Annotated in this window: 27 protein-coding genes; 9 read left to right on the forward strand and 18 right to left on the reverse strand. The window is 32.4% G+C overall.

Translation table 11 applies throughout. The features are described from left to right. Positions 1-59 precede the first annotated feature (59 nt). Positions 60-959: a PorP/SprF family type IX secretion system membrane protein gene (locus SD960_RS07705; RefSeq protein WP_318802040.1), complete on the forward strand. Its 900-nt coding sequence runs from the start codon at positions 60-62 to the stop codon at positions 957-959. A gap of 134 nt (positions 960-1093) precedes the next feature. Here SD960_RS07705 and SD960_RS07710 read toward each other — a convergent pair whose 3' ends face one another. The 8 genes from SD960_RS07710 to SD960_RS07745 form a co-directional block, all read right to left on the reverse strand. After that, the gene (locus SD960_RS07710) at positions 1094-1999 is read right to left on the reverse strand and encodes an alpha/beta hydrolase (protein WP_318802041.1); all 906 of its coding nucleotides are present in this window, start codon (positions 1997-1999) and stop codon (positions 1094-1096) included. Positions 2000-2161: 162 nt separating this feature from the next. Continuing rightward, positions 2162-2842, reverse strand: a complete 681-nt coding sequence (locus SD960_RS07715) for a metal-dependent hydrolase (protein ID WP_318802042.1) — start codon at positions 2840-2842, stop codon at positions 2162-2164. A 93-nt stretch (positions 2843-2935) separates the two neighbouring features. Further along, the gene (locus SD960_RS07720) at positions 2936-3682 is read right to left on the reverse strand and encodes a hypothetical protein (protein ID WP_318802043.1); all 747 of its coding nucleotides are present in this window, start codon (positions 3680-3682) and stop codon (positions 2936-2938) included. A 43-nt stretch (positions 3683-3725) separates the two neighbouring features. After that, positions 3726-4208, reverse strand: coding sequence for a DinB family protein (locus SD960_RS07725; RefSeq protein WP_318802044.1), 483 nt, complete (start codon positions 4206-4208; stop codon positions 3726-3728). A gap of 19 nt (positions 4209-4227) precedes the next feature. Then, the gene (locus tag SD960_RS07730; protein ID WP_318802046.1) at positions 4228-4716 is read right to left on the reverse strand and encodes a YfbM family protein; all 489 of its coding nucleotides are present in this window, start codon (positions 4714-4716) and stop codon (positions 4228-4230) included. Between the two features lie 27 nt (positions 4717-4743). Further along, positions 4744-5001 (reverse strand): hypothetical protein, encoded by a 258-nt coding sequence (locus SD960_RS07735; protein WP_318802048.1) that lies wholly within the window; start codon positions 4999-5001, stop codon positions 4744-4746. A gap of 164 nt (positions 5002-5165) precedes the next feature. Next, a complete protein-coding gene (locus SD960_RS07740) occupies positions 5166-5630 on the reverse strand; it encodes a DUF962 domain-containing protein (protein ID WP_318802050.1) in 465 nt (154 codons plus the stop codon). Between the two features lie 237 nt (positions 5631-5867). Then, the gene (locus tag SD960_RS07745) at positions 5868-6569 is read right to left on the reverse strand and encodes a hypothetical protein (RefSeq protein ID WP_318802051.1); all 702 of its coding nucleotides are present in this window, start codon (positions 6567-6569) and stop codon (positions 5868-5870) included. A 397-nt stretch (positions 6570-6966) separates the two neighbouring features. Here SD960_RS07745 and SD960_RS07750 point away from each other — a divergent pair, with 397 nt between their 5' ends. Continuing rightward, entirely contained in the window at positions 6967-7521 is a 555-nt protein-coding gene (locus SD960_RS07750) for a DUF4494 domain-containing protein (protein WP_318802053.1), read from the forward strand. A 317-nt stretch (positions 7522-7838) separates the two neighbouring features. Here SD960_RS07750 and SD960_RS07755 read toward each other — a convergent pair whose 3' ends face one another. From SD960_RS07755 to SD960_RS07765, 3 genes are all read right to left on the reverse strand, one after another. Then, the gene (locus SD960_RS07755) at positions 7839-9068 is read right to left on the reverse strand and encodes a TMEM143 family protein (RefSeq protein ID WP_318802054.1); all 1230 of its coding nucleotides are present in this window, start codon (positions 9066-9068) and stop codon (positions 7839-7841) included. Between the two features lie 293 nt (positions 9069-9361). Then, entirely contained in the window at positions 9362-9997 is a 636-nt protein-coding gene (locus tag SD960_RS07760) for a hypothetical protein (protein WP_042563850.1), read from the reverse strand. A gap of 466 nt (positions 9998-10463) precedes the next feature. Then, a complete protein-coding gene (locus tag SD960_RS07765; protein WP_318802055.1) occupies positions 10464-10931 on the reverse strand; it encodes a hypothetical protein in 468 nt (155 codons plus the stop codon). A gap of 293 nt (positions 10932-11224) precedes the next feature. On the opposite strand from SD960_RS07765, the gene SD960_RS07770 reads away from it, so the two are divergent. Together SD960_RS07770 and SD960_RS07775 are read left to right on the forward strand one after the other, a co-directional pair. Further along, complete coding sequence (locus SD960_RS07770; protein ID WP_318802056.1) at positions 11225-11653, forward strand: hypothetical protein; 429 nt, start codon at positions 11225-11227, stop codon at positions 11651-11653. Between the two features lie 144 nt (positions 11654-11797). Continuing rightward, entirely contained in the window at positions 11798-12406 is a 609-nt protein-coding gene (locus SD960_RS07775) for a YkgJ family cysteine cluster protein (RefSeq protein ID WP_318802057.1), read from the forward strand. Between the two features lie 157 nt (positions 12407-12563). On the opposite strand, the gene SD960_RS07780 is transcribed toward SD960_RS07775, so the two are convergent. The 5 genes from SD960_RS07780 to SD960_RS07800 all read right to left on the reverse strand — a co-directional run bounded on the left by SD960_RS07780 (position 12564) and on the right by SD960_RS07800 (position 16581). Next, positions 12564-13292, reverse strand: a complete 729-nt coding sequence (locus tag SD960_RS07780; protein ID WP_318802058.1) for a hypothetical protein — start codon at positions 13290-13292, stop codon at positions 12564-12566. Between the two features lie 244 nt (positions 13293-13536). Further along, positions 13537-14442, reverse strand: a complete 906-nt coding sequence (locus SD960_RS07785; RefSeq protein ID WP_318802061.1) for a hypothetical protein — start codon at positions 14440-14442, stop codon at positions 13537-13539. Then, positions 14439-14702, reverse strand: coding sequence for a hypothetical protein (locus tag SD960_RS07790; RefSeq protein ID WP_318802063.1), 264 nt, complete (start codon positions 14700-14702; stop codon positions 14439-14441). The genes SD960_RS07785 and SD960_RS07790 overlap by 4 nt, the downstream gene beginning before the upstream one ends. A 197-nt stretch (positions 14703-14899) precedes the next feature. Continuing rightward, positions 14900-15610, reverse strand: coding sequence for a LytTR family DNA-binding domain-containing protein (locus SD960_RS07795; protein WP_318802064.1), 711 nt, complete (start codon positions 15608-15610; stop codon positions 14900-14902). Next, the gene (locus tag SD960_RS07800) at positions 15580-16581 is read right to left on the reverse strand and encodes a sensor histidine kinase (RefSeq protein ID WP_318802065.1); all 1002 of its coding nucleotides are present in this window, start codon (positions 16579-16581) and stop codon (positions 15580-15582) included. The genes SD960_RS07795 and SD960_RS07800 overlap by 31 nt, the downstream gene beginning before the upstream one ends. Before the next feature lie 179 nt (positions 16582-16760). Here SD960_RS07800 and SD960_RS07805 point away from each other — a divergent pair, with 179 nt between their 5' ends. From SD960_RS07805 to SD960_RS07825, 5 genes are all read left to right on the forward strand, one after another. Beyond that, entirely contained in the window at positions 16761-17741 is a 981-nt protein-coding gene (locus SD960_RS07805) for a DUF6268 family outer membrane beta-barrel protein (protein WP_318802067.1), read from the forward strand. A gap of 38 nt (positions 17742-17779) precedes the next feature. Then, the gene (locus tag SD960_RS07810; RefSeq protein ID WP_042563861.1) at positions 17780-17992 is read left to right on the forward strand and encodes a hypothetical protein; all 213 of its coding nucleotides are present in this window, start codon (positions 17780-17782) and stop codon (positions 17990-17992) included. A 453-nt stretch (positions 17993-18445) separates the two neighbouring features. Continuing rightward, positions 18446-19978, forward strand: a complete 1533-nt coding sequence (locus tag SD960_RS07815; protein ID WP_318802070.1) for a SulP family inorganic anion transporter — start codon at positions 18446-18448, stop codon at positions 19976-19978. Positions 19979-20344: 366 nt separating this feature from the next. Further along, positions 20345-21253, forward strand: a complete 909-nt coding sequence (locus SD960_RS07820) for a helix-turn-helix domain-containing protein (RefSeq protein WP_115843242.1) — start codon at positions 20345-20347, stop codon at positions 21251-21253. Positions 21254-21342: 89 nt separating this feature from the next. Beyond that, positions 21343-22185, forward strand: a complete 843-nt coding sequence (locus tag SD960_RS07825; RefSeq protein ID WP_318802072.1) for an SDR family NAD(P)-dependent oxidoreductase — start codon at positions 21343-21345, stop codon at positions 22183-22185. An 88-nt stretch (positions 22186-22273) separates the two neighbouring features. On the opposite strand, the gene SD960_RS07830 is transcribed toward SD960_RS07825, so the two are convergent. Together SD960_RS07830 and groL are read right to left on the reverse strand one after the other, a co-directional pair. Further along, on the reverse strand, positions 22274-23476 hold the full coding sequence (locus tag SD960_RS07830; RefSeq protein ID WP_318802073.1) for an ectonucleotide pyrophosphatase/phosphodiesterase: 1203 nt from the start codon (positions 23474-23476) through the stop codon (positions 22274-22276). Positions 23477-23840: 364 nt separating this feature from the next. Continuing rightward, the gene (gene groL, locus SD960_RS07835) at positions 23841-25469 is read right to left on the reverse strand and encodes a chaperonin GroEL (RefSeq protein WP_073397125.1); all 1629 of its coding nucleotides are present in this window, start codon (positions 25467-25469) and stop codon (positions 23841-23843) included. Between the last annotated feature and the right edge of the window lie 14 nt (positions 25470-25483).

Consider the following 25483-nt stretch of genomic DNA (forward strand, 5'->3'; position numbering starts at 1 on the left):
ACTAGAGCAAAGAAAAAATATTAAAAAAGGTTAGAGATAACCATACAGATAGAAATACAATGAAAATAAAATCAATAAAAACAATCTATTTACAGGTGATTATGTTCCTGATTCTATTGGGAACAAATTCCGCAAATGCGCAGTTAACAGAGTACGAGTCGATGTACTTTCAAAATCAATATATAAATAACCCTGCTATGGCAGGGTTACAAGAAGGGGTAAAATTGAACTTAGGTTACCAAAAACAATGGGACGAAGTTCCGGGAAATCCGATCTTGATGAATGCAACTTTTGAATACAATTCTGGAAACAGAACCGGATTAGGCTTGAACGTTACAAGCGACAGAGCTGGTTTAATCAACAGAACAAGAATAATGGGAACATATGCGTACCATTTACCAATAGGAGCTGAAGAAAAACTTCATTTTGGTTTGTCAGCTGGTGCAAAATTTGCTTCAATTGATTATAATAAAGTATTAGGCGATAAAGATGATGTTGTACTTCAGAATTTTAACGAAGGAGCAAAACTAGATGGAGATTTGGGTATTGCATATACAAGCAGACTATTGACAGTCCAGGCGTCATTGCCAAAACTTCATAATCTTTTCTATGAAAATGATAATGGCGTGCAAAATTATGCAGATCGTACTACTTTTTATTCGGCTATTAGTTACAAGTTTTTACTATCAAATTACGATGAGAACTTAAATATTGAACCAATAGTTGCCTATAGAGGTGTTAAAGGGCACAAAGATATTTTAGATATGGGAGGAAGATTTAATTTTACAGATTATAAAATGAATATATCTGCATTATACCACACTAATAAAACTGTTTCTACAGCTTTTGGAATTTCAGTTGATGATTTGGGTATTTTTCTGGCTTATTCTAAATATTTTGGAAGTCGTGGTGCTTATGCAAACAATACTTTTGAAGTTGGACTTAACTATAAATTGTAATATAAGAGTTTGTAATAATTAGATAGATTGCTTAAATAAAGAATCTTATTCTAATCAGTTAAAAAAAAAGCCAGTGATGTAATTTCACTGGCTTTTTGGTTTTGACATAAATGATATTTTAAAAGACCATCAATTTATTTTGTATCCTCTACGAAAGCATGGATATAATTTACTACAAGATTTACATGCTGATGTTGCGGTGCATGTCCTGTTTGTGGAAGAACGATTAATTGTGCAGTTGGTAATTGTTTGGTTAACGGGTACCAATTTTCGACAGCAAAACTAATATCATGATCTCCGGAAATAATTAAAATCGGAGTTTTAGTAGTTTTAAGTTTTCCTTTAAAATTATCTTTATCTTCTGTTAAACCAGCACTTCCTTTAAAATAAAGTTGAAAAACATCCATACTAGAAGGAATTTTAGAAACATCAATTCTTTTTGCAATTCTGTCATGTGATGCTTTGGCTTCCGTTTTGCTTTCTTCAGAAGAAGGTTCGAAAAACAATATAATTTCATCATCAAAATCATTAACCGGTTTTAAAGCCGAATCCAGAAAAGCCTGTTCCAGCGGAACAACTCTTTCACCCGGAGGCCCGGTTCCTAATAATACAGTTTGTGAAATAAGATCTGAATACTGAAGCGTAGCCACTTGTGTTACTAATCCGCCATAAGACCAGCCTATTATAATTGTTTTTTTTATTTTCAGAAAATCAGCGAGATCTTTTACATCTTTTGCAACATCTTTTAAATCAGTTGGCAAAGTTCCAGTTGAGTAGCCAATACCAGTGTAATCAAAAGTAATGACGTTGTAGTTTTCGGCAAGTTTATCTAAAAATAGCGGATCCCAGGTATCTAGTGTTCCTCTAAAGCGATTTACTAAAATGATGGGAGTTCCTTTTCCTATAGAACGGTAAGCGATTTTTCTGCCTGAAACATCAGCAAATTCTGTTTTAGAATTTAAAGCAGTCATTTTTTGTGCATTCATAATAGATAAATTTGTTATGAGCAATAAAACAAATGGAATTGTAAATGTTTTCATTGTTTTTGAATTTTGGTTAATGATGAATTCAGATAAACAATTTTAATGCCCTGAGTGAAAAATATTTATGAACCAATAGTTTTGGGATATTGAATGAATTTTACATTCGTATGTTTTGTTTTATATCGCTATAACCAATATGTTTTAGCGATATTTCGAAAATTAAATTTCGATTGTACTGCCAATTTTTGGTAAGAAGAGATGAAGATTTGCATTTTTAAAACTTTCTTCAGCTTTTTGGTGATCCATGATTATGAAACCAAAAGTGTCATAATGAACACCTAATATTTTATTGACTCCAACTAATTTTGATGCCTCGATAGCTTCGTCAATTCCCATTGTAAGGCCATCACCAATTGGGAAAACGGCAAAGTCAAGTTTAGTAAATTTCGGAATTAGCTGCATATCCAGAGTTAAGGCTGTATGACCGCTATAATAAAAATTTCCATCAACGGTAGTTAGCACAAAACCACAAGCAATTCCGCCATAACTTCCGTCCATAAAACTACTTGGATGCTGTGCAATAACGCATTTTACAGATCCGAAATCGAAATCAAACTTTCCGCCCGGATTAATTGGGTGCGCGTTTTCGATTCCGTTTTTTAAGAGCCAGTTATAGATTTCGAAATTGCCAAGAACTTTGGCTCCGGTATTTTTGGCAATACTTTCGACATCTAAAATATGATCGTAATGTGCATGTGAAATAAAAATATAGTCAGCTTTGATTTCGCTAATATTAATCTCTTTTGCTAATTCGTTGCCGGTAATAAAAGGATCAAATAAGATATTTTTTCCATTGGCATAAACTGAAAAACACGAATGTCCGTAATAAGTTATCTTCATAATTAATAGATTTTATAAATTAATAATTATCTAAATAATTAACTTTTTTATCCAAAAAATGTACCACCCAAAACGGACTCTGAAGTAAGCTATTTATTCTTCAAAAACTTTTTCAGTATTAACAGGATTATTTTCCTGATATAATTTTTTACCGATCATGCCTTTGTCGCCAAGAGCGCGACCTTTTATCAGCCAGGCAATTCCGAAAGCAAAAAGGGCAAGTGCCTCCAAAACTAACGTTGAATAAGTGAAAAATTTCAAACTTTCGGAAACTGGTACCATAATTATAAAAACCAGTATGGAATATCCGCAAAACCTATAAATATTATTTTCGTTAAGAATACTTTTAGGATCTCTGGTTTCGTTTTTCTGACCAATTGTAAAAACATTAATAGACAATAAAGCCATGATTAAAAACAACAAAGCCGCAAAGCCATAATGAAACCGGCCAAGCCATTTTTCCGGATACGGAATTATTGTGTAAATCTTGATTGCAAAATCATCCGGATTCATTGGTATCAATGCTACGCCAATCGCCATGATTCCAGCAATATTAGTCAATAAATTGTCATTTTTCCAGATTGAAGCATTACTTGTGCCTTTGTAGCAAATTAAAAATAAACCTACGGCACACAAGGTTCCCGTGAAAATTTCTCTTAGATTAGTGAAATAATAATGACTTATCGAAGGTTGAAGTTGTGTTTTGAAAAAAGAAATAAAAGACAAACCAACCAAAAGTATTGGCATGCTAATTCCTAAATAACCAATTGCCCGCCTGATTCTTCTATAAGTGAAAATATCATCGCGCTCGATTTCGATTTCTTGATTATTTATTTTCATAGTCATTGTGTATTAAATGATCAGATTGATTACTTTTTGTTTTTTATCTCATAATATCTGTGTCAACAGGAATATAATCAAGATGCCTGCTTAAAGATAAAATTTGACCCTTATGATGGTATTCATGTGTAATAACATGACTAAAAAATTTTAAAGACGATGCCGAATTTTTATTACCTTGAATTTCGTAGACTATTTCCCGATCAGAAAGATCCATTTCCCGAATAAATTCTTCCATGAAAAGATCAACAGTATCAAAAAGCAAAATAACATCTTGTACCGTTAAGTTATCTTCATATTCTGCATATTTTGGGTCTTTTTTCAATGCAAGATTCGCAATCCAGTATTCGTATGTATTGGCAATATGAACGAGTAAGTTTCTCATACTTCCGCCCCGACCAAATGATGTATTTTGATTAATGAAATCTTCCGAACTAACAGTTTTACAGTATTCAAAAACCACATTTCTGGATTCTTTTACGTAATTATACTGCTCTTTTATGTATGTAACGTATTGTCTTGACATAATGCAAGTTTTAATTTGCTTAATTTAAAAACGTTATTATTGCTTGGTCGTTGTTAGCAGCTTCTGCATATATTTGTTGCAAAAGTTTAAAGTTTTCAGCTAAATAATCAAAAGAATCTTCATCCCATATTGGATATACATCTAATTCGTTCATTTTTTTGGAATTATATTTCTTTTTTAAATCTTCGGTTGTAATTTTGGAGATTTGATCACTTAGGTCTTTAACCTGATCAGGAGTTAAATAATGTCCGGGACCATAACCTAAATCCTGTTCTTCATCAATAAGTTGTCCGCTAAATAAAACCTGTACAAGTGGATGATCTGCATTTTGAATATTTTGTCCTGTTAGCAAAAAGATAATACCATCCCAAGCTTTGTCAACATCATTTAAGTTTCGATCTTCGGTTGTATTTTCATCGTAAATTCTTTCCTCCAAAAGCGAACTATCTTGTAAATAAGTTTCAAGTTCAGTAGTAGTTACGCGAAGTAAGTTAGCGATCATTCCCATATATTAATATGTTTTTATTATTTATTTTTAATTCTTCATAGATTGTTCTGTTAATGAATTATCAAATTCAGGAGTAATCTTTAGAGGGAAATTACTAAATTCAATTGCATTTAAATCATTATTCAAACTTTCTAAAGTTTCAATCATAAATGCGTCTAAATCAGTAGGAATTTCCATTTTGTTTTTCTGAAATTGATTAATAAGAACAGTAAGGTATTCTGTCACTGTCTTTTGTCCGTTTGCATCTAAAAACATCTCTTGTGACCAAAAATCAAGAGTAACCATTTTAATTTTTCCATAGGAATCATTATCCGCAAGAAAAATTTGTTTATCATTTAACCAATCCCATTTCTTACTTCTTGAAAATATAAATCTTTTTTTTGATAGCTGTTTATGATGCTGAAATTGGGAATTTCTTTTTGCTTTCTGAAAAAATTGAACATATAACTTTATTTCTTAGAAAATAAATTCTCTACCACCCAAGCCGGACCAATCATTAGAAACTGAAGGTCTTTTAAAAATGATGGTTTTTTGCCCTCAATATTGTGACCATAAAATTGACCAATCCAAGCGATTACAAACACGCCAATAGAAAACATCCATAAAGGTAAAAGCTGACCGATGTAATAATTCACAATCAAACAAAGAGTAGAGAAAACAGCAATTTTAATTGCCATTGCAACTGACAATCGGATATAAAAAACAAGAACAAAAAGTAACACAACAACGGCCCAATTTTCGATAATTGGTGCATTCAGTTTAAGAGTATTGGCAATAAAACCACTCGGAATACTCATCAATAGTCCTACAATCGAAAAGTAAATTGCCGGAACGCAAATATAATGTATTGCTTTGTTCTTTGGGTTTTGATGACTTACGGCATATTCGTCAAACCATTGGTCTAATGTTCTCATTTTTTTTGGTTTAGATAGTAAACAAATCTATTAAAATTTTTCTGACTTTAAATAAAACCAAAAAATATATAACCTTACAAATTAATTTTAACCGCAAAGTCCATAAAGATTTACGCAAAGTTCGCAAAGCTTTGTATTGTTTAGCTTTGCGGACTTTATCTTATAAAAGCTAACAGCAAAAAAATCTTTGCGTGCTTTTCGGTAAAAAAACGTCGCGGTTAAAAAAACATCGCAACGTTAAAATATATTCAGATTATCTGTTACCAATATTAATTTTTTAAATCGGCTTCTGTCAAAATCTATTCTGCTGGCCTGAACAGCAATAGGAAAATAAATTCCCATATTCGAAGTCATTTTTAATTTGCTTTGGTTGCTTATCGTAAAATCCAGTTTACCGTCTGCAATTGCATTTAAGCTGGCAATTAAACCCGCATCTACTGTAAAATCAGTCTCAATATCAACTACAAGATTTTTAGCAAAAACAGTTCCCGTAATAAGAAGAAGATAATTGCGATTGGCATTTTTTAAAAGAGAAGGATTGGGATGCAAAAAATCAGCAGAGAATAAATATTCTTCGAGATTACCCAATGCATATTCCTTTGTAACAGAGTTTTCATAACTGATGGTTACAGTTTTTCCGGATTTTATTTTGGCAGAAATTTCAAAAGTACCAAGTCCTAATGTTTTTAGAATTTCTTCCAAAAGTGTAATTCCGATATTAAAACCATAGTCATCTTTTTTAGTATAATCAACACTCAACGCCGGATTTTCGATTTCTATTAATTCAACATCACTTTTAAAAGCGTGACCGATATTTGCATAATAAAGCTGTGCTTCATCAAATGGTTTTTTTAACCATAATTGTAGTGGTTTATGACTTCTTAAAGGTCCTTCGATTAAGTCATAACCCTGATCGCCTAAAAATTGGGTAAGTTTCATGTGTTGTTTTTTAAATTATACGGATAGTTTCGGGGTTTTGATATTATAGTTTTTAATGTACTATACTTACAAATTTATTAAATATTTATTAGTTTGTTTTAAGGTTTAATGCATTTGATATAATTTATAACAATTTATTTAACAAATAGATACGTTAGGTTTTTAATGTGAAAAATGTTAAGAAAACAGGAATATATTTCTTTCGCATGGTAATGCCCGACGTGTTTTATAATAAAAGCGAAACGGCTTTCCAGAGATTTTAAATCTATGTTTTGATGTGTTTAAATTAATTTGCCTAAGAGTTGGCTTTTTATTCAAATTGTGAATATCTATTTTGAAAATTAAGATTTTTTATTTCCTTTAAAATCTATCTTTGGCATCCTTAAAAAAATGAAAAATGAGCGCAACTTGGTACGAATGCAAAGTAAAATATAGAAAAACGGACGATATCGGAACACAAAAGGTCACTACAGAACCTTATTTGGTAGATGCAATATCTTATACAGAAGCCGAAAGCAGAATTAATGAAGAAATGAAGGCTTATGTTAGTGAAGAATTTAAAATCACCAATATTAAAGTGGCAAATTATGCCGAGATTCATCCTTTTGAAAATGCCGATCGCTGGTTTAAATCAAAAGTTACTTTAATGGCTTATGATGAAGAAAGCGGAAAAGAACGCAAGACAAATATGTATTTACTGGTTCAGGCCAATGACGTAAAAGAAGCATACGACAATACGATTTCGGCAATGAAAAACACAATGGGCGATTACACCATTCCGGCTATTTCAGAATCGCCAATTATGGATGTTTTTCCATATTTCAGCGGAGAAGAAGGAGACTTAGAACAATTAGAAAGATTTAATGCCCTAAAAGCTTCTAAACCAGAAATTGTAGCAGTAGGTGATGCAGGCGAAAATATAGAAGATCTTATTGAAGTTGATAGCGAATAATCTGCATTAATAATAAAACAAAAAAGAGGACTTTAAGTTCTCTTTTTTGTTTTATAACGTTTTGATAATAAGATTTAGGAGCTATTTCCTGCTGTCCGCTATATCTTTTGTGCCGAACCCCGGCACAAAAGGATGTCGCTCCCATCAGGGCTAGGGCATTGGTTGTTATAAGAAATATTGGCATTACCGTAAAAGATGTCCAAGGTTCTGTGTTGACAAAATAAAAAAATTTGTTTCAATCCGTGTTTTTGCAAAGCAAATCCGGTCATCCCCGTTCCGTGACAAAAATGAAAGAATAAACAAAAGTCTACAAAAATTTATTTCTGATTATAATCAAAAACATTATCCCACAATTCATCAATTTGAATCAGCGCTTTTTCTAACGGAAGAACTTCCCATTTTCCATTTGTTTCTATGCCAAGACCAATGTTTTGGAGTTTCAGTAAAGCATCGGTTACATCAAAATCAATTTCTGTTTTTAGTTTTGTTTTAAACCAGGATTCAATTTGATTATCAAGTTCCTGAGCTGTTAACGGATTTTCGCTTTTATGTAAAAAAGCATATGCTAGAATAGTTTCTTTAAGCACTTCTTCTTCAGAAGAATTTAGTAAAGAATAAAAAGCACCGCTATTATTTCCCAGATTTTTAAAATACAAACTATCCGAAAGCATTTTAGAATATCTGATTTTCTTGTTTATAAAGTTGTTGTATTGACGAAAGCAATAAGCAGCTAAAATTCCCAATGCAATCAAACCTTGGTTCAATGATGTTTTGCTGTTTAATAAATCGATTGTTTCGCCGGTTTGGTAAGCCTCATACATATTAATGAGCGCCGGAATTACCTGGGCACTTAATAACGAAATTCCACCAAAAATTCCCGGTACCCAAAGCAGCATTTTGTCTTTTAAAGACATTCGCGGAATCGCATTTGGGAAGATGGTTTCCAAGTCATTTTTAGGAACACGTTTAAAGATTTTCAAACCAATAGATCCGGGATCAATTGGCATTCTTCCTAATTTGACTTTGTTTTGTTTCAGGTAATCGGCTTCGTTATAATTGAGGTAAATCATAACACGATCGTAATATTCGATCTCAATTTCCTTCTTCCAGAAAATATATTTTTTGACTTTTTCTTTTGCTTTGTGACTACCGCGAACGTACAATTCGTAATCTTTAAAAGCATTAAAATCTATCGAAAGATTCAGTCCAATTAAATCAGAATCTTTAAAAGCTTCGTCTAAAGTTTCATGATCGATTTTGGTATAATTGCCACGTTCTAAAACCTGACGAAGTGTTTCTTTAAAAATTCCAAAATCGCTTTTGCCAATAAAACTTTCACGTTCTTTCAAACTCAAATCCGGATCAAATAAAGCGTAGTTTTGCTTTAAATTTCGGTTCAGGTTAAAAGCTTCATAATGATAATAATGTTCGATAATATCGAATAACTTTTTAAAATCATCAATCTTTTTTTTGTCTTCGGCGAAAGTGGCTATTTGTTGCTCGAGTAAAAATTCCTTGTTAAAGGGAATATAATGTTCTCGTGTCATGTTTGTAGGTTCTTAGGGACTAAGGCCCAAAGATACAAAGGATTTTTTTAAAGTTCCTAAGGTTCTGAGATTCTAAGTTTTTTTAGAGATGCTAAGATACTAAGATACTAAGTTTTTTAGTTCGTCATCTTGTTTTGGCATTTTACCGCAAAGAGCGCAAAGCTTTTTATACAAGAGTTTAGTAAAACGCAAAGTTCGCAAAGCTATATGTATAATCTTTGCGAACTTTGCGTAAATCTTTGCGGTTAAAAAAACAGGTTGGAATTTGGAATTTTAAAACTTGGAATTTATAATTAAGACTTAATAATCCTAAAACGCCCCGGATATTTAAGCCACAGGCTTTTTTTGTTGCCATAATAGTCCATAAAATCTTCGCAGACAAATACGGCATGTGCTGTAGACCAGGCAACAACGCCACAAAATTCACTTCCTGACTGTCGTTTTAATTTTTGAATTTGTTTGCCTTTTTCAAAGCCGAGGTATTTATAAATCGTAGGAGTATAGACTTCACCATCTTCCAGATCTTCCAAAGCTTTTTCAAAAGTTTCTTTCTTATCCGTAATTTGTCTGTATTTTGCCATTACTGCATAAGTTAAAATGGCATATTCTGTGATTTTTTCGCTTTCTGGGTTATCTTTGATATAGACAAAATCTGCAGAAAATTTAGCTTTATCCAGTTCCTCTTTTTTTAAATTAAAAGAAGCATTATTTTTTAATGTTATTTTATATACACCATCGCTTACCGTGTCAGTTACAAAAAGGTTGTCCAGTCCATAAACATTCAACGAAGCTTTAATAAAAGCAATTGATGAGCAGTTTGTTCGTTCTCCTTGTTTAAAGCTTTCAAATATTTGATCCGAGCTTAATTGTGCATAAGAATTGGAACAAATAAACATGAAAAATAAAAATGTCGAAGTAATAAATTTCATTGTCTTAAATTTTATAATTGTTTCCGGTACTTTTTAATATGATGTAGTTTTGCAAATCTATAAAAATCAACTAATAATTGACCTCTTTATCTTTTACTTTTTTACATTTTTATAAAGGAATTTTCGAAGTTAACCTTTTGAATGATTAATAAAAATTCTTAGGGCATGATATTTTGAGGAATTTGTTAAAGTTGTAAAAAAATATAAAATCCTCTATTGAACTGATTAACAAAATACCGAAAACTAAAAATGAGATTTCCAATCCTTATTAAAGATTTGAAATCCCACTTTATCGCTCCAAAAAAAATAATACTATTTATAGTTTCCCTTTTGAGAAATTATAATTTAATGACAAAAATTATTCAATGGCAATTTTACCACTAAAAAAAGTTTTGGCACCGCGTATTTATACCTGTTTTTGTGTTTTCTGAGATAAAAGTCTCAGATGATTGACAAGAAATAGTAACTAATTTGGCTCAGAGTTCTTTAAATGGATTATTTTGCGAATGTATTGCAGTAGATTTTCTTTTTCGACCGAAAAAACAGCTTTTTCATCTTCGGTACTTAGATATAAATCGGCAATACTTTCGGCATCCATATTTTTGAGTAGATATTGATGTTCGATATATTTTATAAGATTGTCTATAAAAAGCTCCTGCAATTTCCCTTTTTCTATGGTTTCGGGATCTGCATTTTTTATTTTTTCTATTTCAGATTCTGGTAAATCGATCGTGAGATAACTGGTATCTACAGCTACTTTTGAGAGTAATTCTTCAGTAACTTTTCCGGATGCATCGCAATAGGCACATGGACCGGGCGCCCATTTTAATTGCCTATTTAAACGTCGTATATCTTCGTGGCCAACAAATCCTTTTCCCAGACATCTGGGACATTCTAAATCTGAATTTTTAAACAGGAAATTAAAAAAGGTCATTATTCTAAAATTTGGGGGGTTAGAGTTTAATAGCCGTGCGAAGATAATTATTTATGTAAGAAATTTATTTTAAAGTTAATTGTTTTTTTGAACAGAAGGGTTTGTAGGGCGCTTTTGAAGTTAAAAAAGAAGCAAAAGCAACAAGGTTTTAAAGAAGCAAAGAAATTCATAGTATGGGCATTACGTAAGGATTTTACGAAAACTATGGAAAATTTTTCCCGATTTTTATTGCTAAATTTGATAAGCAATATTGTTAATAAAATGTTCAGATAAATTTTAATTGAAGCTCAAAAATGGAAAATATACAAACTACCAAAACTCAAAATTTCTTTAGAATACTCTTGGGAATCTTTATGATAACGGCCGCTTTTGGTCACTTTACTTTTCAAAGAGCCGATTTTCAGGCACAAGTCCCAAATTGGGTTCCGATGGATAAAGATCTGGTGGTTATACTTTCTGGAATTGTAGAAATTGCTCTGGGTCTTAGTATGTTGTTTCTAAAAAAGTACAGAGTATACGTAGGGATTGCACTCGCTATATTTTACGTATTGGTTTTTCCTGGTAATATCGCCCAATATTTAAACGGAACATCTGCTTTTGGTCTCGATACAGATCAGGCTCGTTTGATTCGATTGTTTTTTCAGCCTGTTTTGATTTTTCTGGCTTTGTGGTCTACCGGGGCTATTGATTATTTTAAGATTCTAAGAGACAAAAGGTTCTAAGTAACTAAGGTTTTTTTTAGGTGGGGCAAACGTCTAAAGCTTGGAATTTGGAATTTTTTAATTTGGCTTTTATTTTTTTATAATCATAATAAAAATACTAATCTGGCATGAGCCATTTCTATTAGTCTACCTTACGAAAAAAAGATGGCAATAGAGGAGAAGGTTAAGCAGGTTGAAGCATTATTTGATCGTCTTGAAATTGAAATAACCGCTTTTAAATCAGAGACCCATTTGTATTGCAACGCGGGTTGTGGCAAATGTTGTTCTACTCCAAATATAGACGCATCACCTTTAGAATTTTTACCCTGGGCATTTCATTTATTTTTGAATGGAAAAGCTGAAGAAACATTAGCTGAATTAAAAAATAATGAATTAAAAAATTGTCATTTATATCGTTCGATTTCCATATTAGAATATCAAAAAGGAAGTTGCAGCAATTATCGTTATCGCGGTTTGGTATGTCGTCTTTTTGGTTATGCGGCAAATACCGACAAATTCGGAAAATTGCGAATGGCTACTTGTAAAATAATAAAAGAACAACAAACTGAAAATTTCACCAAAGCAGAAGAACTTATAAACAAGAAAATGTATGTTCCTATTTTCTCTGATTATTACATGCGACTGGCACAAATTGATCTTAGAATGGGAGTTATCTTAATCCCTATAAATGAAGCCTTAAAAATGGCGATTGAAGAAGTGTTGTCGTATTATGCTTATCGACCTTTTCCAGATGGATTGGGGAATATTGCTTAGAAAGAAGTTTGATAGAAAGAAAAGACACCCAAGTATCTAATTCATTTGAGTTTACTTTGTTATAAAAGTAATTGTTTTTTAAAAAATTTTAAATATAAAAAAAGCGCAAATATCGAGGAAGTTTGCGTAGATTTTTTTGTTAGAAGTTTGTATAACTTTACGAGAATTCTTCTGGAAAAGGTTTACGTTCATCGTTCTCCTTTTCAGAATCCTGTAGTATGGCTTCACCTTTTACCAGCCATGAAAAACCAAAGGCTTCTACCGCCACAACTTCCATCCAAAACGTTATTGGGTAGTTAGCATATGTTTTAGGGAAGAATTGTTTGCAAATTATAATTATAAGTATTGCTAATACTATTATAACTGCACAGGTTCTATATATTCTATTTCTAATTCTTTTTTTCTTGCCCCGATGGGTTTTAGAAAGTTTAGATTTTGTAAATAAAAAAGCGGACATATAAGCTAAGGCCAAGAGAAAAATTCCCGCACATATAAAATGAAAATACATTCTGAAATCACTTGTTCTAAGTGAGGTTACACATACAGCATCAAACTGCTGAGACAGATTATCAGTTGGAAATAATAATAGTAAAAGTGATGAAATTCCTGCTATAGTCGAAACATAGAAATCTTGGAGTTCGTGACCTTTGTATATTAAAAGAAAAACAGACATCATACTTATTATTATAATGAAAATTCCACATGCCCGAGTAAAATAATAATGACTAATTGATGGTAAAATAGTAGAATATCTACTGTCGATTTCTACAAAAATGTATAATGCAAGCGGAAGAAACATTCCTAAAGTGCCAACAATTTTACGTAACGTATTCTGATTTTTTAAGGCTATATCACCTGTTTTATTATAGTCTATTAATGGCGCCATTTTTTTAATTATTAAAATTGTTATATAACTTATATAAACAAATTGTAAAGCTGGGTTGTTAAATTATTTGTCAAAATTATATTTCATTGGAATTTTAATATCTAACTTGTTTTATGCTGAATAACTTCAAATCTGACAATGTTTTAATATTAAACTTGATTAAAGATTGAGCTAAATTTTATGACTTTAATTTTGTATTTAAATTAAAGCAATTCTATGAAAAGCTAAATAAGATTATTTTTTATTATATTTTCCAAACTAACTTGATTGATGAAATTTGAACTAATTGAAACTTACTATTAGTGTCATATCCGTAGTTGTATTCAAAGCCAATTCCTAAAGATTCTTGTTTGCCAGGATATAAATAAATTGAGCTTGATAAAAAAGGTAATGATTTTTTTAATAATGTATCATTCTGAATTATTTCTCTATAAGTTCCATCAATATTAAGTTGTAATGTTTCTGGAAAAATCCAAACTTCAGTATACAATCGTATAAAATATGTTGAAAACTCTTCTGTAACATCTTTTGTTATTAAGTCAGGAAGATGATTGTATTCAATACCTAAATATGGATAGTACCTACCTCTAAAATTATCTTTTTTGTCTTTAAAACTATATCCAGGAAGAAATTTGTAATTACTAACTAATGATAATTGAAAAGCAAGATTAGTTTCGTAGACTTTATTAATAAAATTTCTTTTGTAAGACGAGGTTCCTTGGAACCATGGAGATATTTTTAACCCTTTATTTGGTAAATCACTAGGTAAATTTGGGCTTTTTAGTCTAAAAGGTATAAATTCAAAATTTATACCACCTTCTAGTTTGTTTTTAACATCAGTAGAATCATTAGATTTGTGCCATTCAACCTTAGGATAGAAAATTAATATAGCATTCTTGTTTTTTAATAACTCTAGTTCGGAAAGTTTAATTGCTAAATCTACATTTATGAAATCATTTTCTGTTTTATAGTTTTCATGATATGATAAACTTGCAGGTTTATTTTCATTCTTAGAACCATCAAATGTTTGTCTAATGGCAAATTTATTTTCTGTTAGCCAATTTTTTATTTTAATTAATTTAGAGTCTTGTCCAAAAGTTTTAAATGATGTGCAAATTATGATTAATAAGATAATAATAATGTTTTTCATAGCCCAGCTTTTTTTATTAGTAATTCATATGTTTTTTTTACATCAAAGTTTTTCTCTCTTAATTCTGTGGCCAATATAGTCTCGTCTGGTTTTATACTTTTTAAATACCCTCTTAAGGTAATTGCCAAGAATCCAAGTTTTATGTCATCGAGTTTTAATGGATGATTTTTTAATATTTGTTCATCTTTAATATTTTTAATTTGCATATTAGCAAATGAAGAAATATAGGCTTTAACATTTGTTTTTATTGTCTCTTTCATTTTTTAATGATTTTAATTTAAATTAACATTTGGTTATAGATAATGAATTTTAACAAAATTTCATTCCGTTTAACAATATTAGCAATACTTCAACAATCACCACCAAGTATTTATACGGTTTTTTATTACAAATAACAAAATAAAAAAAGCCCAACCGTCTAAAGTTGAGCTTTTTGTAAAATTATAGTTAACAATCTTTATCTAAAGAAGCTATCTAATAAAATCTGATATTTTCGGCCTACAGGAATGATTTCGTTATTCGACATTGTCAAAGATTTGAAAGTAACAGAAGTGATTTTGGCAACATTTACAATAAACGAACGATGCACCTGAACAAAATTGTTGCTGTCAATTTCTGAGGAAATACTCGAGAGCGAACCATAAACAATTAAAGGTAAATTGAGTTTGGCGCTGTAGAGTTTCATATAATTGCCAAGACTTTCGATGTAAATAATATCCGTTAAAGGGATGTTCATCATTTGTCCGCTTACGCGAATAGAAAGTACTTTCTCGCAGGAGATATCTTCTTTTTTTATGCTGTTTCCGGAAGAATAAATTTTGGCTTTTTCGATTGCTTTAGAGAATTTGTCGAATGAAATAGGTTTTAGTAAATAATCTATTGCATCGTTTTGGTACGCCGACAGCGCAAAATCAGAATAAGCAGTTGTTACAATCGTTAAAGGTCTTTTGGGTTGTAATTCCATCAATTCAACACCTGAAATTACAGGCATATTAATATCCAGAAAAATAATATCGTAAGTGTTTTCGTTGAGTAATTTTATGGCTTCCATTCCATTAAAAGCGCTTCCGGAATGCTCCAGATCGTCAAATTTTGAGATATGAGATGCAAGTGCCTTGTGTGCCGGCGATTCATCATCTATGATAAGACAGCGGTAGGTAAGTGCCATATGTTTAATTTTACGATAAAGGTATTCTTTTCTTTTCTGCAGTTCAATTCATGTTTTAAACCGTAAACTTCAAGACGTCTTTTTAGGTTTTCGATTCCAATTCCGGTGCCTGAAATTCGCGATCCCGATCCCAGATAACTGTTTTTTATAATAAAAGACAAACTGTTGCATCTTACCTTTAAATCAATATTGATAAAAGGTTCAGCAGTTTCTGCAGAAAACTTAACGGCATTTTCAACCAAAGGCAAAAAGAACAATGGCGGAATATCAATACTGTCAAAATTGCCTTCAAATTTTTGGGTTATCGCCAGCCTTTCGTTTCTAAAGGTATAGTATTCCATATACTTTTTAATAAACGCAATTTCTTCATCAAGTAAAACATAATCCTTTTTGGTGGCTTCAATTTGATAGCGAAGCATGTCAGAGAGATTCAAAATTCTGTCTGGTACTTTATCAGGTTCTGCTAGAGATTCTCCGTATAAATTATTCATCGCATTGAGCAAAAAATGCGGATTAAGCTGCTGTTTCAAGAACGAAAGTTCAGACTTGAAATTCATGATGTCCTTGTCTGTATCCATTATTTTTTTGGTAATCACAACATGAATAAAATAAAAAAACATTCCGTTGATAATAAGCGATAATATTTGAAGTGTCTTGAAATTTCCTAAACCCATAAGAGGGAAAAACCAATTCATAAAAAAGTAAAAACAAGTCCAGTAAATGGCGAAAAGCGTAAAGAAAATTTTAGCCTTTTTTTTGAATAAAAAAGGTTTAATGATAAAAAGATTGAAAATAGTAATCCATACAATACACGGAAAATAACCAACTGCTATTTTGCTCATCATATACGACCAACTGTGGCCATCTAGTCTTAATTCGTCGTACACACAGGCTAAAATCACCAAAAATATAAAGGTGTGTACGATGAGATTTCGGAGAAAAAAGTTCTTGTAAATTTTAAGCATTGTCATAACGGCAAAATTAGGCTAATATTATAGTTTATACCTATTTGCGTTGTAAAAATTATACAAACGCCATTCGTATAAATGTTACGCCGTTTGTATAAATATGCTATTATTAAAGAGGCTTGTCATTTACATTTGCTTCAGGTTTCGATCTTCAAAAACAATCTTAATTAATACCACTTGATATGAAAAAAAGAATCATCTCTGTTCTATTCGTATGTACCTCATTACACACAATGGCGCAGGAAAAAAATCAGCCCATGCAAAAGGTGGTAAAAGTGATTACAGATAAATTTCCGACAACAAGAATTTTAGATGTACAATACGAACAATTAGGACCAACAAATTATGATTCGGAATTGTTTGGAAATCGTTTTGAAAGAGGCAGAATTGATAGTCATAACCGATTGAAGGTAGCTTTTAATATGCCATTTTATGTATCAGAATCTAAGCGGCTTATTTTAACCGGATCATTGCGTTACAAATATGAAACATATGGTTTTGGAGATATTTACAACTACACTTCGAACACAAATTATACAAGAGAAAAAGAGGATTTTCATTTTATGGCGGCGGCAATGAGCGCGACTTATATGTCGACACTTTTTAAAAAACCGATTATTTATAATGCAACGGCGACAGTGGATGGAAATGAAGATGGTGTACAGCGTGTAAAAGGATTTGTAACCGCAAATTTGGTTTTGAAACGCACTGAAAATACAACCATTACAGCCGGTGTTTTGGCGATGATAGATCCTTCGGCAATTATTCCGATCACGCCGTTACTTACTTATAATCATAAGTTTACGGATTCAAAATGGGATATAGATTTTATTTTGCCACAAAGATTACTGTTTAGAAGAGAATTGCTGGAAAACGGAAGAATTTCCTTAGGCACTGAATTAAACTCTGAAAGTTTTTACTTAAATTTGAATACCTCAAATTTGAAGGGGATTTATGAGTTGAATCAGTTGGAGCTAAAATCCGGTATTACATACGAATATTGTATTACACCAAAGGTAATCACTTTTGTAAAAGCCGGAGTCAATAATGTATTAAGTACGCGTATTACCGAAAAAGGAGAACGCACAAACAAATACGTTTATGACCACAGCGAAGACACGCAGGGATATTTTAGATTCGGAATATCATACAATCCTTTTTAATCGAAATTCATGATTTATTATAATTTAAATAAATAATTATGACAGTTGAGGTTTTTAAAACAAATGTTCAGAAAGAGGCAGATAAAAATTATGTTATTGCCGTCATACAAAGTCAGTTTCCAAATTATAAAATCAATTTTGATTTAGAAGACTGCGATAAGATATTAAGGGTTGAAGGTGTTGAACTTGAACCTAAAAACATCATAGACTACGTAAATTGTCTGGGATATGTTTGTGTAGCTTTAGAATAAAAAAAATAAATTTGATTAGAAAAAAGGGTAAAAACACCCGTTTTTTTCTATAGAATTATCAATAATTTTGGCGAAATAATTTCTTCATAAAACTTTTTATACTCATCCATCATGATAAGTTTCATTCTTTCGCTTTTGGTATTTTTACTGAATCAGCTTTATTAAAAGCTATCTTAACACATTGAATACAATGCGGAAACCTGTGGAGAAAAAAAATACCACAGAGAGCGCAAAGTTTTTTTAATTTGCTTAGTTTAGTTAAAACACATCCAGAAGCCTCGGGACACAAAGCTTTGCGTTGTATTGTGTAAACACAACTTAAATCTTGGTGAACTCTGCGAAAACCTTTGTGCTCTCTGCGTTAAAAAATAATTAGGGAGTATAAAATTTTAATGTTTTTCATTACAAAGGTTTCTTTACTTTATGCGCATTATTTTTTTAATTTTGCGATCTATGAAAAAAGCCTTCTCTCTCTTCGACTTTTCGCAAAAAGTCAATTACAAAAACGAAATTTTAGCCGGTTTAACTGTTGCCATGACCATGATTCCCGAATCATTATCGTTTGCAATTTTGGCTGGATTTCCTCCTTTGGTTGGTTTGTACGCTGCTTTTATTGCAGGTTTGGTCACAGCAATTTTTGGAGGAAGACCCGGAATGATTTCTGGCGGAGCAGGAGCAACCGTGATTGTTTTGATTGCTTTAATGAAATCACACGGCATAGAATATGTTTTTGCAGCCGTCGCCCTTGGTGGCGTGGTGCAAATTTGTATCGGACTTTTTAAACTCGGAAAATTTATTAGATTGGTTCCCCAGCCTGTAATGTTTGGTTTCGTAAACGGACTCGCAGTTGTCATTTTCATGTCGCAGTTAGAACAGTTTAAAACTATTATAAACGGACAAGTTTCATGGTTACAAGGCACGCCGCTTTATATTATGCTCGGCTTGGTTACCCTGACAATTGGTATTGTGCTGCTTTTCCCTAAAATTACAAAAGCAGTTCCGGCTTCTTTAGTCGCTATTATGGTGGTTTTTGCCATTGTATTGATTTTTAATATCGAAACCAAAACGGTAGAAGATATCGCTTCTGTTCAGGGCGGTTTTCCTCCATTTCATATTCCGAATATTCCAATTTCTTTTGAAACTTTAAAAGTGATATTTCCCTATTCCATAATTGTTGCTGCTGTTGGTTTAACCGAAGGCTTGCTTACGCTGAATCTGGTTGATGAAATCACCGGAACGCGTGGAAACAGCAACAGAGAATGTATCGCTCAGGGCGGATCAAATATTTTGAACGGTTTCTTTTTTGGAATGGGAGGATGTCCGATGATTGCACAAACTTTGGTGAATCTTGGCGCTGGTTCAAGAGCCCGACTTTCAGGAATTATTGCGGCTTTGACTATTTTAATAATCATACTTTTTGGCGCGCCAGTAATTGGAAAATTGCCAATGGCAGCTTTAGTTGGCGTGATGATGATGGTCGCGATTACGACATTTGAATGGGCGAGTTTTAAGGTGATTAATAAAATGCCTAAACACGATATTTTTGTTGGAATTCTGGTTGCTGTAATCACCATAGTATTGCATAATTTAGCTTTGGCAGTTTTAATTGGCGTTATTATTTCGGCTTTGGTTTTTGCCTGGGAAAGTGCCAAAAGAATTAGTACAAAAAACTATATTGATGAAGAAGGAGTGAAGCATTATGAAATTTACGGACCATTATTTTTTGGATCCATAACCGCTTTTATGGAAAAGTTTGATATACAAAATGATCCTTCACACGTTATTATAGATTTTAAGGAAAGCCGAATTGCTGATATGTCGGCAATTGAAGCAGTAAATAATCTGACCAAAAAGTACAGTCAATTAAACAAAGTGATCGAACTGAAACATTTAAGCGAAGACTGCAGAATACTACTTAAAAATGCCGACGCCGTTATTAATGTAAATGTTATTGAAGATCCTAAATATAAAGTGGTTTCGAGATAATGTGGCAATGTGTCAATTAGATAATGTGCCAATTTGATAATGAGATAATGATATGTGTGATCTATAAAATTATTTAATTTTCAAATTTACTTTCGCTAAACCGACAGGTTTTTAGAACCTGTCGGGTTTATTGCTTATAGATCGTTGCGCATAAGACGCACTGCTGTGCGTCTCTACAGGTATACTTGAATATAATTTCAATGTATTTAGTTTGTCAGGCTGAGCGGAGTCGAAGCCCGCATTCCAATTGGAGCGACCTTCGACTCCGTTCAGGCAGATATTCGATAATTATCCAATTCTTAAATTATCTAATTATCAAATTGCCACATTATCTAATTAATAATTTGATTTTCGTAACTTTGTAAAATGAAGCTAACAGAAACCTTAGAAGATTTTTACACGATCAAAGTAAATGGAATGCCCGAGAATCTTAGAAAAGAGATCGGGCATTTTAATGTTTTTAAGTTGGATGATTTTGTTGGTAACACTTGTAAACCATTTCCTTACACCCGAAAAGACTTTTATAAAATAAGTTTGATTATTGGAAAAAACAAAGTGCATTATGCCGATAAGATTTCTGTAATAGAAGATCAGGCCTTGTTTTTTGCAAACCCACAAATTCCGTATAATTGGGAACAGGTTGATGAAAATCAAACCGGTTTTTTCTGCATTTTTACAGAAGCTTTTTTTAATCAGTTTGGGAATTTAAAAGAATATCCTTTATTTCAACCCGGCGGAAATCCTATTGTTCCTATTTCGATGGAATTGGCAGAATCTTTGAAAACGGTTTATCTAAAAATGTTTGACGAAATCAATTCTGATTATACTTTTAAATATGATGTTCTGCGTAATCTTGTTTTCGAAATTATTCATCAGGCTTTAAAAACTCAAACTGTAACTACTTCATTATACAGTAAATCGAATGCAACGATTCGCGTTTCGTCTTTGTTTTTAGAATTATTAGAAAGACAATTCCCAATAGAATCTATATCACAGCAAATCAATTTCCGTTCTCCTTCAGAGTTTGCCAGCCAGTTAAATGTGCATGTTAATCATTTGAATAAAGCATTGAAAGAAACTACTGGCAAAACGACCTCTCAGATTATTTCTGAAAGAATTGTTCAGGAAGCGATGATTTTATTGAAACAAACTAATTGGAATATTAATGAAATCGCATGGTGTTTAGGCTTCGAAGAATTGTCTCATTTTATCAATTTTTTCAAGAAAAATGTTCATGTTTCGCCTAAAAACTACCGAATAACAGAAATTGTTTGATTTTCGTAACTTCTCATTTGATTGCTTTAAGTTTTTACGACTACTTCGCTAATACCTTTGTTCCATAATTAAATGTAAAAATTAAAATCATGGAAAATAACAAAGTTTGGTTTATCACAGGTGCTTCAAAAGGACTTGGATTAGAATTAGCAAAAAAATTATTGTCAAAAGGGTATAAAGTAGCTGCAACTTCAAGAAGTGAAAGTGCCTTAATTAAAGAATTAGGAAATCCATCTGAAAATTTTCTTCCTCTTGAAATGGATTTGGTTAACGAACAAAGCGTTAAAAATGCGATTGAAGTAGCCGTAAGGCATTTTAAAACAATTGATGTTTTGGTAAACAATGCAGGTTACGGTTTGTTAGGATCATTAGAGGAATTAACCGATGCAGAATCCAGAAAAAACTACGAAGTAAATGTTTTTGGTTTATTAAATGTAATCAGAAATACAATGCCTTACATGCGCACCAATAAATCGGGACATATTTTTAATATCGCTTCGATTGGTGGATATAACGGAGGTTTTCCGGGTTGGGGAATTTACTGCTCTACAAAATTTGCAGTTGCCGGTTTAACTGAATCTTTGGCGGCAGAGGTAAAAGAATTTGGAGTGAATGTAACGTTGGTTTATCCGGGTTATTTTAGAACTGATTTCTTAAAAGACAGTTCTTTATTATTGCCACAAAGTCCAATTGCAGACTATAAAGCAGTTAGAGAATCTGAAATCGCTCACAAAGATAGTATCAACGAAAATCAGCCGGGAGATCCTGAAAAATTTGCAACCGCTTTAATTAAAATGAGCGAAGAAAAAAATCCTGCGTTGCACTTATTTGTTGGAGAAGATTCCTATAATATGGCAAATGTAAAAATTGCTGAGGTTCAAAAAGAATTAGAGCAATGGAAAGCCGTTTCTGTTTCGACTAGCTTTAATTAATGTGGTCAATGTGCCAATTAGATAATTAGGTAATTCTATAGATTGTGAATAGCATTATCTAATTATCTAATTGACACATTATCTAATTTTACTTAGTAAGCATATTTTTAACTTCGCTAAACTTCCCATCAACATCTTCAATCTTCAAACCTAAAATATGGGCAATTAAAGGATAAACAGAAACATTTTGAAAGGTTTTGATTTCTTTATTTACTTTAAAAGCCGGACCTTTTGCATAAAAAATAGCATGCATATCTTTTTCGTTATTGTCATAACCGTGTGTTCCGCCTTTTATGTGAGTACTTTCTTTACTCACTAAGCTATATCCTTTTTTCGCTTCGATAACAAAGTCATGCACACGAGGATTCGTCCCGTAATGCAGTCTTTTTGGAACTTCGCCTGATTTCCAGAATTTAATATTGGGTACTTTTTTTAAAGCTTTGGCAATAGAATCCTGAAATCCGGGTTTTGATTCCAAACTCATAATAGGATTAATTACATCTTTGTAACCCAGGCATTCCGGTTTTAAATAATCCAAAATAGCAACTTTTTTATCATTGCTGATGTCCGTCATTCCGTGATCTGAAACAATGATTAAATTGATTTGTTTTCCGATGGATAATTGATCGAGTCTGGAAGATAGCTGCCCCATAACAGAATCCATTTTATGAACCATTTTTTCGTTTTCAGGAGAAAGCGGACCAAAATTATGTCCCGTATGATCGGGTTCATCAAAGTATAAAGTTATAAGATGAGGTCGTTGTTTTTCAGGAAGTTCTAACCATTTTATAACAGTATCGATTCTGTTTCCATACGGAATTTTGTTGTCATAAGTTTTGTAAATGCCAGGTCTTTTTTTATCTGTATCAGATCCTGGCCAGAAAAAAGAAGCCGTTTTTACCCCTTGTTGTTCAGCAACATTCCAAATAGGGTTTCCGCCATAAAAACGAGAATCATTTTTAGCATTTGTAGACAAAGCAAAAGATTCGTTTAATGTCTTATCATAAAAAACATTATTAATAATACCGTGATGATCCGGATAAAGTCCCGTCACGATCGAATAATGGTTGGGAAAAGTTTTACTTGGATAAGAAGGTTTCATAGATTTTGCATGAACGCCTTCTTTTGCTATTTTATTCATGTTTTGAAGATGAAAATGTTTCGCATAATCCCAACGAAATCCATCCATAGAAACCAAAACGACATAAGTATCTTTGGAAGATTGTGAATACGAAAAAGTGGAAAGAAGTAAGAATGTAGAAGATAATAGGTGAGTGATAAATTTTCTCATTTTGCAATTTTAATAGACTGCAAAGATACCGATAACCGATTTTTTAAAGAAAAAGAGAATGTTAAGTTTGCCGCGAATTACACTAATTTCCACGAATACTCTGCGAAAAAATTTTGCCACAGATTGCGGGATTAAAAAGATTGATCTGTGAGAATATTTCAATCTCGAAAAAATATAATATTTGACTTAAAAAGGTTTACCACAAATTGCACAAATTTTCGCAAATTTTCACCTCAATTATAAAATATAATTTGTGCTAATTTGTGAAATTTGTGGTAAAAAAATCTTTTTAATTTTTTAAATCTGTGGCAAAAAAAACGCCAGATTTATGTCTGGCGTTTTAAGTTTTAAGAAGTTAGAACGATTACATCATTCCTGGCATACCGCCACCCATTGGCATACCGCCTCCGTTTTCTTCTTTAATATCGATTAATGCACATTCTGTAGTAAGGATCATTCCGGCAACAGAAGCAGCATTTTCTAATGCTACACGAGTTACTTTTTTAGGATCGATAATTCCAGCTTTAAGCATGTCTACGTATTCGTCAGTTTTAGCATTGTATCCAAAATCACCTGAACCTTCAGCAACTTTTGCTACCACTACAGAACCTTCAAGACCTGCATTTTCAACAATAGTTCTTAATGGAGATTCAACAGCGCGAGATACAATCTGAATTCCTGTAGCCTCGTCAGCGTTGTCAGCTTTAAGGTCGGCTAAAGCAGCTTTAGCTCTTAATAAAGCAACACCACCACCAGCAACAATTCCTTCTTCAACAGCAGCACGAGTTGCATGTAAAGCATCATCAACTCTGTCTTTTTTCTCTTTCATTTCAACTTCAGAAGCTGCACCAACGTAAAGAACAGCAACACCACCAGCTAATTTAGCCAAACGCTCTTGCAATTTTTCTTTATCATAATCAGATGTTGTAGTTTCCATCTGACCTTTAATTTGGTTCACTCTGTTTTTGATGATATCAGCTTCACCGGCACCACTTACAATTGTAGTGTTGTCTTTATCGATAGAAACTCTTTTTGCAGTTCCTAACATTTCGATAGTTGTATTTTCAAGTGTATAACCTCTTTCTTCAGAAATTACAGTTCCACCAGTTAAGATAGCGATATCTTCTAACATTGCTTTTCTTCTGTCTCCAAAACCAGGAGCTTTTACAGCAGCAATTTTCAAAGCACCTCTTAATTTGTTTACTACTAATGTAGAAAGAGCTTCTCCATCAACATCTTCAGCAATAATTAATAACGGTTTTCCTGATTGAGCAACTGGCTCTAATACCGGAAGTAATTCTTTTAAAGAAGAAACTTTTTTGTCGTATAATAAGATGTATGGAGAGTCTAATTCAACTTCCATTTTCTCTGGATTTGTTACGAAGTAAGGAGAAAGATATCCTCTGTCGAATTGCATACCTTCAACAACATCCACGAAAGTGTCTGTTCCTTTAGCTTCTTCAACAGTAATTACACCTTCTTTTCCTACTTTAGCGAAAGCAGTAGCGATTAATTCACCAATCACTTCGTCATTGTTTGCAGAGATAGAAGCAATTTGTTTGATTTTATCAGAATCGCTTCCAACCACTTTAGCTTGTTTTGCAAGGTCAGCAACGATAGCTTCAACAGCTTTATCGATACCACGTTTCAAATCCATTGGATTTGCACCTGCAGCAACGTTTTTAAGACCTTCTTTTACAATAGCCTGAGCTAAAACTGTAGCAGTTGTAGTTCCGTCACCTGCCAAATCATTAGTTTTAGAAGCTACTTCTTTAACCATTTGAGCGCCCATGTTTTCTAATGGGTCTTTTAATTCGATTTCTTTTGCAACCGAAACACCATCTTTAGTAACAGTTGGTCCACCAAATGATTTTCCGATGATTACGTTACGACCTTTTGGTCCAAGTGTTACTTTTACAGCATTTGCTAATGCATCAACACCACGTTTTAATCCGTCACGTGCTTCAATATCAAATTTTATATCTTTTGCCATTTTTTTTAATTTTT

This window comes from Flavobacterium sp. MMLR14_040, from assembly GCF_033657265.1.
Lineage (GTDB): Bacteria > Bacteroidota > Bacteroidia > Flavobacteriales > Flavobacteriaceae > Flavobacterium.